The sequence below is a fragment of the Halomonas cerina genome (genome assembly GCF_014192215.1).
Taxonomy (GTDB): Bacteria; Pseudomonadota; Gammaproteobacteria; order Pseudomonadales; family Halomonadaceae; genus Halomonas; species Halomonas cerina.
The window spans coordinates 387,306-401,496 of the sequence record NZ_JACHXP010000001.1 but is presented as its reverse complement, the minus strand read 5'-3'; the positions used below and the strand labels follow the sequence as shown (position 1 = coordinate 401,496).

Below are 14,191 nucleotides of genomic sequence, written 5' to 3'. Positions count from 1 at the left end.
TCAACGGCGCGGCGCCAGGGGCGCCGGCCGATCAGCTGAAGTTCTGGGCGACAAAGTCCCAGTTGAGGACGTTCCAGACGTTCTCGAGGTACTTGGGACGTGCGTTGCGGTAATCGATGTAGTAGGCATGCTCCCACACATCGATGGTCAGCAGCGGGGTCTGGCCATGGGCGATGGGGGTGTCGGCGTTGCTGGTATTGACGATGTCCACGCCGCCATCATCGGTCTTGATCAGCCAGGTCCAACCGGAGCCGAAGTTGCCCGCGGCCTGGGTGTTGAAGGTCTCCTTGAACTTGTCGAAGGAGCCGAACTTGGCGGTGATGGCGTCGGCCAGGGCGCCGCTCGGCTCACCGCCACCGTTGGGCGACAGGCAATGCCAGTAGAAGGTATGGTTCCAGACCTGAGCGGCCTGATTGAAGAGGCCGCCGGAGGAGGACTTGATGATCTCCTCGAGGGACTTGTTGGCGTCGTCGGTGCCGTCGGTCAGCTCGTTGAGCTTATTGACGTAGGTCTGGTGGTGCTTGCCGTAGTGATACTCGAGGGTCTCGGCAGAGATATGCGGTTCCAGTGCATTCTTCTCGTACGGCAGTGCAGGCAGTTCGAATGCCATCTATGGTATCTCCTCGTCGTCAACGGTAGCGGGTCAGGGACCCAGGCTTCTGGTGTCATTCCCGGAAGTTCAAGGCCGACGCTCCTTCGTTGGCCATCGTCCGTGCGCTTCCCAGGGAAAAAACCTTACACTATCAGGAAGCTGTGTAAGTGAAGCCACGGCATCATATCACCCGGGTCAGGGTCCGCCAATTCCGATTGGCAGGCTCGGTCTTGGGGACCCGTTTCGTCCGGCCGGCCGTATGTGCCAGGTCGTCACCGCCCGAGAAGGAGTTCGTCCATGGCAGAGCGCCCGGAGGACCACCGGTATTCACGGCCGATCGTTCCGGACCCGGAAGCCAGTCTGACCGTACCTCGTCAGCCTGTGTCACGGGCCCCGAGCGTCTGGCCTTCCTGGCTGCTGGCGGGGCTGGTCGTGGCCCTCGCGGCGTTGGCATGGCTGGGTTGGGAGGAGCGCCAACGTTTCCAGCGCGAGATCGCTCGCCTCTCCGGCGAGATGTCCAACGTCCATGCCCGTTTCGATGCCGAGGAGGGGCGTGGCGAGGCCCTGGTCGACCTTCGGGAGCGCCTCACCTCGCTGGAGGAGGCGCAGCAGGCGCGTGACACCCGTCTCACCGAGGCACTGAGCGCGAACGAGCAGCGGGCTTCCGCCCTGGCCGAGGTGCGTCAGGCGCTTGCCGAGGTCGAGGCGCGTCTCTCCCGCCTGGCGGAACAGGCCGAGAGCCGTGACGCCACCCTGGTCGCGGTGCGTGACTCGCTGGACGCCCTGGAGCGTGCCGGGGAAGAGGGCCGAGGCACTCTGCAGTCGAGCCTGAACGGTCTCGAGGAAACACTGTCCGACACACGGTCGCGCCTGACGGCGGTCGAGCGTCAGCAGGCCGACCGGTTGGACGCGTTCGACGCACGCCTGGCCGAGCTGGCCAGTGACGTTGAAGCCCTGACCAGTTCACGCCAAGATGAGGCCAGCCGACGCGAGGCACTGGTCGAGCGTCTTGCGGCCATGGAGAGCGAGCTGCGCCAGCTGCGCCAGGCGCAGCTCGCCCTGAGTGCCCAACTGGAAGTCCTGCGTCAGTGACGCGACGCCCGACAGGAACCCCTCGAATTATGAACAAGCGTATGTTCACCCGTCTGGGGGTCGCGGCCCTGTGCCTGGGCATGTCTCCCTCCACCTTGGGGCTCGATGCCCGGATCAAGGGGGTCGACGGGGAGGTGGCCGACAACATCCAGGCCTATCTCGAGGATCTGGAGGCGGCCCAGTACCGCCCCTCGCGCCTACGCAGCGAGGTCCTGCGTCGGGTCCGGGAAGCCATGCGGGTGTTCGGTTACTACGAACCCGAGCTGTCGCTCTCCCTGGACGACCCGCAGGACCCCGAGCGCGTCACCCTGACCATCGAGCCCGGTGAGCCGGTGACCATCGAGGTGCTCGAGCTGACGGTGACCGGTGACGCGCGCGATGACGACCCCTTCCAGGAGGCCCTGGCGGCCTTTCCCCTGGAGGTGGGCGACCCCTTGCGTCATGCGCCCTTCGACAGCCTGCGCAGCCGCCTCGCCGGCCTGGCTCTGGAACGTGGCTTCTTCGGCTGGCGATTCACCGAACGGCGCATGGAGGTGCGGCCCTGGGCCGGCAGTGCCCGGCTCTATCTGTCCCTGGACAGCGGGCCTCGTCATCGTTTCGGTGACATCCATTTCCAGGGTCACCACATCGAGGAAGAGCGGTTGAAGCGCCTAGCGCCCTTCGATGCAGGCGCTCCCTATCTGGCCACCGACTTGGCCCTCTTCAACCAGCAACTGGGACAGACCGAGTGGTTCGCCACCGTCAGCGTGCGGCCCCGACTCGACAGCGAACGAGGGCGTCTCGCCCTGGAGGAGCAGGCGCCTCTTGGATGGTGGCAGGCCCTGGATGTGGAAGGCGCGGGCATCGCCCCGCCTTCGTCGCCACGGATCGCCGCGGAGGCCCTGGTAGCGTCGGCTACCCTCAATACCCCGGCTAAGCCGCGTGTGCCCATCGACGTGGTGGTCACGCCGGCCGACCGTCATCAGTTCGAACTCGGTCTGGGCTATGCCACCGACGTAGGACCGCGGGTCCGCCTCACCTGGGACCAGCCCTGGATCAACCGCTATGGGCATAGCCTGTCGCATGACCTCTACCTGTCCGGCCCCGAGCAGCAGTTCAGCGGTACCTACGAGATGCCGCTGGATGACCCACTGCGCGATCTCTACCGCCTGCAGTATGGCGTGCGCAGCAAGGACAACGAGGACACGCGCACCCTCGAGAGCACGGTGGAGGTAGGCCGTCTGTGGAAGTTCGACAACGACTGGGAACAGCTGGTCTATTTGCGTGGCACCTACGAGGACTTCACCCAGGCGGGCGTCTCCAACCAGGTGCTGCTGCTTTATCCCGGGATCCGCTGGTCGCGGACCCGCACTCGCAACCCGACCTTTCCTACCTGGGGCGACCGGCAGCGCCTCTCCGTCGAGTACTCCAGCGACGCCTGGGGGTCGGATGCCGAGTTCCTGCGCCTTACCGGCAACACCGAGTGGATCCGTATGCTCGGTGAGCATAACCGCTTCGTCGGCCGCGTCGGCCTTGGCAGCATCGTCACCGACGACTTCCGCGATGTGCCTCCCTCGCTGCGCTTCTTCACCGGCGGTGACCGCAGCGTCAGGGGCTATGCCTACGAGAGCCTGGCCCCCGAGGACGACGACGGGGAGCTGATCGGCGGCGAGCAGCTACTGACCGCCAGCCTCGAGGCCCAGCGGCGCATCACCGGCCCCTGGTGGGGCGCCGCCTTCGTGGATACCGGTGACGCCTTCACCGACTGGGGGCCCGAGGCGCTCAAGACCGGCGCCGGCCTCGGCGTGCGCTGGATCTCACCGGTCGGCCCGATTCGACTCGATATCGCCCATCCCTTCGATCATGAGGATGCCTTTCGCATTCACTTTGCCATCGGTCCCGAATTCTGAGAGCGCCCCTTTGAGAGCACGTCCCCTGATCTGGGCCTTGGCCCGCCTTTTCATCCTCTTGCCGCTGTGGCTGCTCGGCCTGCTGCTGCTGCTGCTCGGCCTGGCCCTGTCGCCCTGGGGATTCGGTGTCCTCGCGACCCAGGGGGAGCGGCTGGGGCTCTATGAACTGGAGACCATCCACGGCGCCCCGCTGGACACCCTGGTCGTGGAAGGCCTGCGCCTCGAGGCCGGGATGACGCGCATCGCCGTGTCCCGCTTCGAGCTGGCCTGGGCGGAGGACTGCCTGCTCGATGGGCGGCTGTGTATCGATACCCTCGCCCTGGACGGGGCCCGTCTCCGGCTCGGCCAGGCAGAGCCTTCGCCGGAGGCGCCGTCCGCCGAGACGAGTGAGTCGCCGGGGGCGGTCGCGCTGCCGTTCCCCGTGGCGCTGCGCTCGCTTGCGCTCACCGACGTGTCACTGCGCCTGGCCGATGGTACCCACCTGACCTGGGAGCGCTTCACCAGCGGCGCCGTGGCCGAACAGGACACCCTGACGCTGCTGCCGACCCGGCTCGTCGGCACCCGCCTGACGCTACCGCTCTCGCCCGGGACCAGGCTCTCGTTGAGCGAGGCCGAACAGGAGGAGACACGCCTCTCCGCCACCGCCATCGATGCCGCCATCGCCGCGCGCTCGCCGTTGCCCGCGGCCATCGCCGCCGAGCAGCAGGGCATGAGTGCCACGCCACTGGCCGAACAACCGCGACGCGACCTGCCCGACATCACGCTGCCTCTGGCGGTGGAGGTCCCGGAGCTGGTGGTAGAGGACACCGTGATCGACGGCGCCGTGGCGTATCGGGTGGAGCGCTTGCTGCTGCGGCTCTTTGCGCGCGAGCACCGGGTCACCCTCGAGCCTCTGGCCGTGGCCACGCCCGATGCCGATGCCGAATTGGAAGCCAGCATCGAGCTGCGTGACGACTACCCGCTCCGGGCCCGGCTGGCCACCGACCTCACCCTGCCAGAACGCCTGCCCGCCCTGGCCGGGGAGCGCATCGAACTAGACCTGGCCGGCAGCCTGGCCGACCTGCAGGTCGACCTTACGGCCACCGGCCCGGTTGAGGCCCACCTCGCGGGTCGCCTGGATGTCCTGGACCCGACGCTACCCTTCAATGTCGCGCTTACCAGCGACGCCCTGCAGTGGCCACTGCCCGGCGCCGAGCAGGTGCCGCCGGAAGACGCCGCGCCGGCCGAGAAGGCTGCTGCCAGCACCGATGACGAAGCAGGTGTCACGCCGCCGCCATGGCGGGTCGAGGCGCTCTCGGCCCGAGTGGAGGGGAGCCTGACCGGCTATCATGCCGCCGTGTCGCTCCAGGCCGAAGGCCCCGAGCTGCCGCGGATGCGTCTGGCCCTGACCGGCGACGGCGACCTTGAGCATTTCGCCTGGACCCCGCTGGCCCTGACCCTGATCCCGGGCGATGCCTCGCTGGTGAGCCGGGGGCGCGCCGACTGGTCCGATGGCCTCGACATGGACGCCCTGATGCGGCTGGACAACCTCGACCCCGGCCGCTTCGTGGACGGCTTCGACGGGCGACTCGACGGTGACGTGGCGCTGGCCTTCCGTCAGCAGGAGGACGGTTGGCGGGTTCAGGTGCCCACCCTGGACGTGACTGGCACGCTGGCCGAGCGCGACCTCTCGCTCAAGGCGAGCCTGGCCGGCAACAGCGACCTGCAGTGGCGGGTCGACACCCTCGACTTCCGCCAGGGCGACAACCGGGTCAGCGCCTCGGGGACCGTCAGCGACACCATCCTCGACCTGGCCGGCGATATTGACCTGCCCTCACTCGACAGCCTCTACCCGGCGCTGGACGGTCGCCTGACCGGGCGCTTCACGACCGCTGGCCGCCTCGATGCCCCTGAGCTCGACCTGACCCTGACAGGCCGTGAGTTGGCCTTCGCCGAGCATCGGGTGGCTCGCCTCGATATCGACGGCGAGGTCGCCGGCCTCGAGGACCCCCAGCTGACGGTGACGCTGACGGCGGGTGACCTGGCCGTGGCCGGGCAGCGCCTGACGTCCCTGGACTTGGCGCTGGACGGCCGGCTTTCCGATCACCGGCTGCGGCTCGCTGCCGATGCCGCAGCGGGCATGCCGGTCTCGCGGTTGGCTCTGGCCCTGGCGGGAGGCCTCGACAGCCAGCGCGAGCGCTATCGAGGCGAGCTCATGTCGCTGGACGTGGACAGCGAGGTCGGGAATCTGCGCCTGGCCGAGGGCCTGGCCTTCGAGGCGAATCTTCCCGCGGCCGCGGTCAGCGTGGCGCCGTTCTGCCTGCGCCGCCAGCAGGGTGGTGCACTCTGCCTGGTCGAGCCCCTGGAGGCCTCGGCCGAGCAGGGCGGCGTGGTGCTCGCCCTGCGCGAGCTGCCGATGGACCCGTTGACGACGGTCATGCCGCCCGGCTGGTCCATCGAGGGGCGTAGCGAAGGCAATGTCCGCCTGGCCTGGTCGCAGGGAGGCGCGAGCTGGCAGGCCGAGGCCGATCTGGCCAGCCAGGCCGATATCCGCGGTGAGGATGCCTACGGGCAACCCTGGTCGGTGCCGGGCACGAGCCTGGACCTGACCCTCGCCGCCAGCGAGACCCGCGCCGACCTGGCCGTGGCATTGGGCCTGGCCGACCGTGGCGAGCTCGACCTGGACCTGGCGATACAGGATCCGCTGGGGGCCGGCCGTCTCGACGGTCGGCTGCGCGTCCAGGACCTGCGTCTGGCCCCCTACCGCCCGCTGGCGGCGGGGCTCGACTCCCTGGCCGGTGGCCTCGACGGCGACATCCGCCTTTTGGGCAGCCGCGAGACACCGCGTCTCGACGGCCGGCTGACCCTGAGCGGCCTGCAGGCGGCGGGCCTAGGTCTGCCCATCGAAGTCCGTGACGGCGAGCTGACGGTCGAGCTCGACGGCGACCGAGCCGATATCGACGGCTTTCTGGCCGCCGAACGCGGTCGGCTGAACATCAGCGGTGGCGCCCGCTGGCCCTCCCTGCAGACCTGGCAGGCCAACCTCGATCTGCAGGCCCGGGAGGCCCCGTTGCAGGCGGCGCTGCCGGGCTTCGGTCGGCTGCGTCTGGCCCCCGACCTGCGTATCCGTGCCAATCCCGAGCGCCTGCAGGTGCGCGGCGAGGTGCAGATCCCCTGGGCGCGCCTGGAGGTCGGTGACGTACCGGCCACGGCCATGGCACCGAGTCCCGACGAGGTGATCATCACCCGGGAAGAGGACCAGCAGCAAGCCCAGGCGACCCCGCAGGACGCCCCGGGGGCCGACACCGCCGAGCGACTGGCCGAGGCCGGCATGGCCGTGGACGTGCGGATCACCCTGGTGCTGGGACCGGACATGCAGCTGTCGGCCTATGGACTGGAATCCTCGCTAGAAGGCAACCTCGAGGTGCAACAGAGCAGCGGGCCGGTGCAACTGTTCGGCGATGTCAGTCTGGTAGATGGCCGCTTTCGTGCCTTTGGCCAGGATCTGTTCATCCGCGAGGGACTGATCCTGTTCAGCGGCCCCCCGGGCCAGCCACTGCTCGATTTCGAGGCCATCCGCAATCCGGCCGCGACCCAGGACGAGGTGATCGCCGGCCTGCGCGTGACCGGTCCGGCCGCCTCACCGCGGCTGGAGATCTTCTCCGAGCCGGCCATGGATGAGGCCCGCGCGCTCTCCTACCTGCTACGCGGCCGGGCCCCGGACGACAGCGGTGGGGCAGACGGGGCATTGACCTCGGCGCTGATCGGGCTGACCATCGGCCAGACCGGGGGCGCGGTAGGGGCGCTCGGCGAGGCCTTCGGCATTCAGGACCTGAGCCTCGAGACCGCCGGCAGCGGGGAGGAGAGCCAGGTGGTGGTGACCGGCAACCTCACCGACCGGCTGAGCGTCGGCTACGGGGTGGGGGTCTTCTCGCCGATCGCCGAGCTGACGCTGCGCTATCAGCTGTGGCGAAACCTTTATGTGGAGGCGGTGTCCGGAGTGTCGCAGGCGGTCGACCTGGTCTATCGCTTCAGCCTGCCGGGCAATCCGCCCGATCCCTGATATTAGCGACAAGGAGATCTCGATGCCCCTGCATCCCGTCCATGCGCCCGAAGGGCGCAACACCCCGATGCCGATCAGCGGCATTCATCGGGTCAACGGCCACGCCATGCAGCCTCCCTGGCCGGATGGCATGGAGGAGATCGTGCTGGGCCTGGGCTGCTTCTGGGGTGCCGAACGGCTGTTCTGGCAACAGCCCGGTGTCCACGTCACGGCGGTAGGCTACGCCGGCGGGGCGACGCCCAACCCCACCTATCGGGAGACCTGCACCGGCCTGACCGGCCATGCCGAGGTGGTGCGGGTGGTCTTCGACCCGACGGTGGTCGATCGGGAGACCCTGCTGCGTCTGTTCTGGGAGGCCCATGACCCGACCCAGGGCGATCGCCAGGGCAACGATATCGGTCCCCAGTACCGCTCGCTCATCCTCACCACCACGCCGGCCCAGCAAGCGGCGGCCGAACGTAGCCGCGAGGCCTACCAGCGGGCCCTGTCGCGGGCCGGCAAGGGCACCATTACCACCGGGATCGAACCGCTTACGACCTTCTACTATGCCGAGGAAGCTCACCAGCAGTACCTGGCGAAGCACCCGGGCGGCTACTGTGGCCTGAGGGGCACCGGCGTCGGCTGCCCGATCGGTTGATCCCCGAGCGCCTCGCCGGCGGGATATCGGCGTCATGAAGGCGACTCGGCGAGGCTAGTGCCGAAGCCGCGCCAGCCGCACCTTAAGGCCGTTCATTTCATCGCTCAGGTAATCGGCGTCGAACTCGGCTTCCGCGATCAACCGTTGCGGATCATGGACCTCGACATGATCACGATGCTTCTTCAGCACGCCATCCTCCTCCAGCGTCTTGAGGATGCGATTGATGTGCACCGGCGACAGGCCCAGTATGTTGCCCAGCAGACGCTGGGAAACGGGAAACTCGAATGACGCCAGCTCGACGTGCTGCACCTTGTCGAGGCGGAAGAAGGTCTCGATCATGAAATGCAGGACCCGTGAGCGCGCACTGCGATGGAGGGTGATCAGCATCCGCTCGGTGAGCAGGGCTTCCTGACGGCTGATGTTGGCAAACAGGGCGATCGCCAGGGGCGTGGAGGCCTCGATGATATCGACGATATTCTCGTGAGGGAAAGACTGGACCATGCCCCGGGTAATCATGCTGGCCTCGGTCACGTGGCGCATGAAGGTGAATTCCCTGAGCCCGATGATATCACCGGGCAGCAGCAACTCGATCACCTGCTGGTCGCCGTCTACGGTGCAACGGACGGTGCAGGCCCAACCACTCTGCAGGATGAACAGCTCACCGACCTTGGTGCGGGGGCGCCAGAACCGCTCATTCTTCGCGGCGGATTGGGGATGCTGCTCGAACCCGGCCAGCAGCCGTATCTCCGATTCGCTCAGCTCGACATGGCGTCCCATGGTGGTCTGGAGGAGGCTCATGCCAGGCGCCCTCGGCTAGGGGATGGGCGATATGTATGGATGTATCGACTCCTTGAGGTCGTCGGACGCTGCCGGGATGGCAGTTCGCATCCCTTCAGTCTAGTTGCGGTCGCCGGAACCCTCCATGCGATATCGGGCCGGGAACAGGACCGGCGAGAAGGCGAGGGCAGATCAATCCATCGATGTCTAGGGGGTAGCGGCCCCGGGATGTCCTGGCCGGGGACGCCGTCCGCCGAGGCCCCCGCGTCGGGAAGCATGCCTGACCGCGGGCCGCATGATCTCACGAGGCGGGCAGGGCAGAGCCGGCAGCTGACCCTCGGCTTCCTGGAGGATCTGAAACTGTGACCGGGCCTGGCCAATGCAGGCATTCAACCAGCCATGCAGGTCGGGGGTACCATTGCACGCCTGCAGATGCTCATAGAAGCGTCGTGACCGCCACTCCTCGAGCAATGCCCGGCTGAGCTCATGGGCCGCCACATCATCATCGTGGATGAAGAAGGGAGACTGTATGGCGGGGGGCTGCCAGGCCTGGGTGGCCGGGTCCCGAAGCACGGGCTCACGGATCGGCAGCGACGCCGCCGCTTCGATCAGGGCCTTGACCCGCTGCTGACTCTCGCCGGCCAGGGCCTGCATGAGCTTGCTGATGCCGCGGTGATAGGTCAAGAAGCGCAGGGACAGCCAGCGATAACGATGGTACTCGTGGCGTTCATGGTCATTGGCCAGCGCCAGAAGCTCCTCGGTCAAGGTGATAACGCAGGGTGGCTGTCCTGTCTTGATGAGCGGGTGATCGTCTCGGCTGGTAACACGTGGCGTGCTCACGATTTGCCCCACCTCTTTGTAGGTTGTGCTATCCGGGCTAGCACCGCGGTCGCGTAGACCGTCGCGTGCCAGGGGTTGGGGTCAGGTTAGGAAATAACGCCGTCGGCGTCTGCTAACATGAGTTAATTACTTTTTTTTTACCCTCACCAGGACGCCTCATCGGGGTCCAGGGCGGCGCGGATGGCGGCCGTCGTCGACTGCCAGTCATCCAGCTGCTGGCCGACCCGACGCGCCAGCCAGCTGGCCAGACGTCCCTGGCGCCATTCCACGAACCCCACATGGCCCCCGTGGTGGGCGACCTCCACGTGGACCGGAAACGCAGGAGCCGGCAGCCGCGCGAAGAGCGCCGGCGGCATGAAGGGATCGTCGTCGGCGTGGATCAGCAGCGTCGGCAGCTCGAGATCCCCCAGTAGCGGCCCCGCGGATGCCCGCCGGTAGTAGTCCTCGGCGTCGGCGAAACCGTGCAGCGGGGCCGTGATCGCATCGTCATAGGCCCGCAGGCTGTCGAGCTTTCCCAGCGCCCCAGGCGTCAGTGCCAGCGGCAGCTCGCCGCGCGCCAGGCGCCTTGCCACCTTGCGCTTCAGCGAGGCCAGGAGGTGGCGCTCATAGAGCCGGGCGACGCCATGTCGCAGGGCGTCGGCAGAGGCGGCGAGGTCCAGGGGCGCGCCGATGGCGATGACCCCGGTCAGGTCGAGACCGTCCCCGCCCTCTTCCGCTACCAGCTTGATCAGCATGTTGGCGCCCAGGGAGACACCAACCGCCACGCGCAGGGCGCGAGGATAGCGGCGAGCCAGTCGCGTCAGCAGCCAATGGGCATCGGCGGTATCGCCGCTGTGGTAGGCCCGGGGCAGGCGATTGGGCAAGGCGCCACAGCCGCGGAAGTGCATGAGTACCGCGCGCCAGCCGCGGCGTGCGGCCGCATGTAGCAGATGACGCGCGTAGGGCGAGTGCACCGAGCCTTCGAGGCCGTGGAAGAGCACGAACACAGGCGCGGTGTCATCCGGTGGCTCGCTGGCCCAGGCCAGCTCGACGAAGTCGCCATCGGGCAAGGTCAGGATCTCCGTCCTCCCCAAGAAGGCGGGCCGTGGCAGGCAGCGCGGCAGCAGGGTCTGGATATGCCGGTTGGCGAGTCCCGGTGGAGGACGGAAGTCGGCGATGTGCATCGTGTGCGTGTCGATCGGCGCCTCGCGAAGTCGGCCGAGACGCCAGGCGCCCGACGAAGGATGGCGTCGGGCCAGGCAGGTTCAGTCGTTGTCGGCGGGCGTGACGCGGTCGATACGATACAGGGTGGCGACCTGGTCGAGGCCATGGACACTGCAGTCGAGGTCGGTGATCCGACCATCGCTCAGGCCATAGACCCAGCCGTGGACCGAGAGCGACTGACCGCGCTGCCAGGCGCGTTGGATGATCTTGGTGCGACAGAGGTTATTGACCTGGGCCTCGACATTGAGCTCGCACATGCGATCGACCTGCTGGTCCAGGGGCAGGGGCTCCAGGGCCTCACGATGGTGGCTATAGAGCTCCCGTACCGAGTGCAGCCAGTAGTCGACGATGCCGCATTCGCCGCCGGTGACCGCGGCTCGTACGCCACCACAGCCATAGTGGCCGACGATCATGATATGGCGCACCTTGAGCACGTCGACGGCGAATTGCACCACCGACAGCGCATTCATGTCGTTGTGGTGGAGCAGGTTGGCCACGTTGCGATGCACGAAGACCTCGCCGGGGGGCAGATCGATGATCTGGTTGGCCGGGACACGGCTGTCGGAGCAGCCGATCCACAGGTAGTCGGGCGTCTGCTGGCGGGCCAGGCGGGCGAAGAAGTCCGGATCGTCGTGACACATCTGCGCCGCCCAGGCGCGGTTGTTCTCCAGCAGGGTTTCGATGTCGTGCTTCATGAGGGCAAAGACTCCGGAAACGGCCATCCCGGCTGGTGCAGGGAGGAGGTTAAAGCGGGATGTGTCATCTTTTAACGCTCTCGGCCAAAGGGGTCAACCGTCTCCCGGGCACGCGGGTGGACTGGTATGATCCCGGGCAGTGTTCACACCGGGCCTGACCAGGCCCGCCTCACCGACAGGAGACTCCCGTGTCAGACTTCGACTACGACCTTTTCGTCATCGGCGCCGGCTCCGGTGGCGTGCGTGCCGCCCGGACCGCCGCCGCCACCGGCGCCCGGGTCGCCGTGGCCGAGGATCGCTACCTGGGCGGTACCTGTGTCAATGTCGGGTGCGTGCCCAAGAAGCTCTACTCCTATGCCGCCCACTTCCATGATGCCTTCGAGGATGCCGGCGGTTTCGGCTGGCACCTGACCGAGGCACCGCGCTTCGACTGGGCGACCCTGCGCGATAACAAGATCGGTGAGATCAAGCGGCTCAATGACATCTATGGGCGGCTGCTGGACAGTGCCGGGGTGCGGCTGATCAATGGCCGTGCCCGGGTGCGCGACGCGCATCACGTGGAGGTCAACGGGGAGTGCTTCAGCGCCGGGAAGATCCTAGTGGCGGTGGGTGGCTGGCCTTGGGTACCGGACTTCCCCGGCAGTCACCTGACCGTGAATTCCAATCAGGTCTTCGACCTGGCGACCTTTCCGGAGCGCTTCCTGGTCCTGGGCGGAGGGTACATTGCGGTGGAGTTCGCGAGCATCTTCAACGGCCTGGGCAGTGAGACCCACCTGATCTACCGAGGCGAGCTGTTCCTGCGTGGCTTCGACCACGAGGTCCGCGAGTTCACCCGCGACGAGATGGCCAAGAAGGGCGTCCACCTGCACTTCGAGACCCACATCGCCTCGATCGAACCGGTCGCGGGCGGTCTGCTGGTGAGCATGACCAGCGGCGAGCAGCTTGAGGTGGACGCGGTGCTGGCCGCCACCGGGCGACATCCGCACCTGGCCGGTCTGGGGCTGGACGCGTTGGGAGTCGCGCTGACCGACAGTGGCCATCTCGAGGTCAACGAGCGCTTCGAGACCTCGGTGCCGTCGATCCTGGCGCTGGGCGACGTCACCGGAGAGCCGGAACTCACCCCGGTGGCGCTGGCCGAGGCCATGCAGCTAGTCCGACACCACTTCGAGGACGGCGAGCCGGCCCCCCTGGACTATGCCCACATCCCCACCGCCGTGTTCTGCCACCCCAATATTGGCACCGTGGGCCTCTCCGAGGAGGCGGCCCGCAACCAGCATAGCGAGATTCGCGTTTATACGGCCGACTTCCGGCCCATGAAGCATACCCTCTCCGGCAGCAACGAGCGTTGTCTGATGAAGTTGATCGTCGACGCGGCCAGTGACGTGGTGGTCGGTGCCCATATGGTGGGCGAGGAGGCCGGTGAGGTGATCCAGGGCATCGCCATCGCCGTGCGGGCCGGACTGACCAAGGCCGACTTCGACGCCACCGTGGGTATCCATCCCACCGGAGCGGAGGAGTTCGTCACCATGCGCAGCCCGACCCGGACCTGATCCCTCGGCTCACCCGGCAGGCCAGAGGCCAGCCCAGGATGGCCCCGGGCGCGTCTGGTCGGGCGAGGGCAGGGAAGTGGACTAGACTCTGGAAGGGCAGGGGCGGCTTTCCCGCGGTGATGCCCCCGCATAGCATAATTTTTCATTATGGATCTCCGTCAGCAGGATAATCAGCGTTTTGAAAAGCTAATAAGCCACTGTTATAATCCTTCACCAAATTCGCTACAGCGAAGCATAAACATGAACGCAACCTCCGAGCCCTTCACTCCCTCCGCCGCCCTGGCACGCCCCTCCGTGGCCGATGCCGTGGTCGGCCATGATTCGGCACCGCTGTTCATCCGCAAGCCTAACCCCGACGATGGCTGGGGGGTCTACGAACTGGTCAAGTCTTGTCCGCCGCTGGACGTGAACTCGGCCTATGCCTACCTGCTGCTGGCCACCCAGTTTCGCGACAGCTGTGCCGTGGCCACCAACACCGAAGGCGAGATCGTCGGCTTCGTCTCCGGCTATGTGAAGAGCAATGCCCCCGACACCTATTTCCTCTGGCAGGTCGCCGTGGGCGAGAAGGCGCGCGGCACCGGCCTGGCCCGCCGCCTGGTAGAAGCCGTCATGTCGCGTCCCGAGATGGCCGAAGTACACCATCTCGAGACCACCATCACCCCGGACAACCAGGCGTCCTGGGGGCTGTTTCGTCGCCTGGCGGATCGCTGGCAGGCCCCTCTGAACAGCCGGGAATACTTCTCTACCGATCAGCTCGGTGGCGAGCACGATCCCGAGAACCTGGTCCGCATCGGGCCTTTCCAGACCGATCGCATCTGAAGCGCGCATCCTTGCTGCCTCCCTGGCTGCCGAGCAGCCGGGGCGGTCGGCGATG

11 protein-coding genes are annotated in these 14,191 nt (G+C 67.2%); 6 read left to right on the top strand and 5 right to left on the bottom strand.

The annotated features are described in order from the left end of the window. Positions 1–31: 31 nt before the first annotated feature. A complete protein-coding gene (locus FHR94_RS01795) occupies positions 32–610 on the bottom strand; it encodes a superoxide dismutase (RefSeq protein WP_183323892.1) in 579 nt (192 codons plus the stop codon). 279 nt (positions 611–889) lie between these two features. Between FHR94_RS01795 and FHR94_RS01790 the strand changes: the two genes are divergently transcribed. Genes FHR94_RS01790 through msrA form a run of 4 tightly spaced genes read left to right on the top strand, consistent with a single transcriptional unit; the run spans position 890 to position 8,252 of the window. Further along, entirely contained in the window at positions 890–1,684 is a 795-nt protein-coding gene (locus FHR94_RS01790) for a coiled-coil domain-containing protein (RefSeq protein ID WP_183323891.1), read from the top strand. A gap of 29 nt (positions 1,685–1,713) precedes the next feature. Beyond that, complete coding sequence (tamA, locus tag FHR94_RS01785) at positions 1,714–3,573, top strand: autotransporter assembly complex protein TamA (protein ID WP_183323890.1); 1,860 nt, start codon at positions 1,714–1,716, stop codon at positions 3,571–3,573. A gap of 10 nt (positions 3,574–3,583) precedes the next feature. Beyond that, positions 3,584–7,615 (top strand): autotransporter assembly complex protein TamB, encoded by a 4,032-nt coding sequence (gene tamB / locus FHR94_RS01780; RefSeq protein WP_246389776.1) that lies wholly within the window; start codon positions 3,584–3,586, stop codon positions 7,613–7,615. A gap of 22 nt (positions 7,616–7,637) precedes the next feature. Further along, positions 7,638–8,252 carry a peptide-methionine (S)-S-oxide reductase MsrA gene (msrA, locus tag FHR94_RS01775; protein ID WP_183323888.1) on the top strand — a complete coding sequence of 205 codons (615 nt, stop codon included), beginning with the start codon at positions 7,638–7,640 and terminating at the stop codon, positions 8,250–8,252. Positions 8,253–8,306: 54 nt separating this feature from the next. Here msrA and FHR94_RS01770 read toward each other — a convergent pair whose 3' ends face one another. From FHR94_RS01770 to can, 4 genes are all read right to left on the bottom strand, one after another. Further along, positions 8,307–9,050 carry a Crp/Fnr family transcriptional regulator gene (locus FHR94_RS01770; protein WP_183323887.1) on the bottom strand — a complete coding sequence of 248 codons (744 nt, stop codon included), beginning with the start codon at positions 9,048–9,050 and terminating at the stop codon, positions 8,307–8,309. Positions 9,051–9,236: 186 nt separating this feature from the next. Continuing rightward, a complete protein-coding gene (locus tag FHR94_RS01765; protein ID WP_183323886.1) occupies positions 9,237–9,869 on the bottom strand; it encodes a hypothetical protein in 633 nt (210 codons plus the stop codon). Positions 9,870–10,012: 143 nt separating this feature from the next. After that, positions 10,013–11,032 carry a hydrolase gene (locus FHR94_RS01760; RefSeq protein WP_183323885.1) on the bottom strand — a complete coding sequence of 340 codons (1,020 nt, stop codon included), beginning with the start codon at positions 11,030–11,032 and terminating at the stop codon, positions 10,013–10,015. Positions 11,033–11,113: 81 nt separating this feature from the next. Then, on the bottom strand, positions 11,114–11,767 hold the full coding sequence (can, locus tag FHR94_RS01755) for a carbonate dehydratase (protein ID WP_183323884.1): 654 nt from the start codon (positions 11,765–11,767) through the stop codon (positions 11,114–11,116). A 188-nt stretch (positions 11,768–11,955) separates the two neighbouring features. Between can and gorA the strand changes: the two genes are divergently transcribed. Both gorA and ectA read left to right on the top strand, forming a co-directional pair. Continuing rightward, positions 11,956–13,317, top strand: a complete 1,362-nt coding sequence (gorA, locus tag FHR94_RS01750; RefSeq protein ID WP_183323883.1) for a glutathione-disulfide reductase — start codon at positions 11,956–11,958, stop codon at positions 13,315–13,317. 240 nt (positions 13,318–13,557) lie between these two features. Beyond that, positions 13,558–14,136, top strand: coding sequence for a diaminobutyrate acetyltransferase (ectA, locus tag FHR94_RS01745; protein ID WP_183323882.1), 579 nt, complete (start codon positions 13,558–13,560; stop codon positions 14,134–14,136). Positions 14,137–14,191 lie beyond the last annotated feature (55 nt).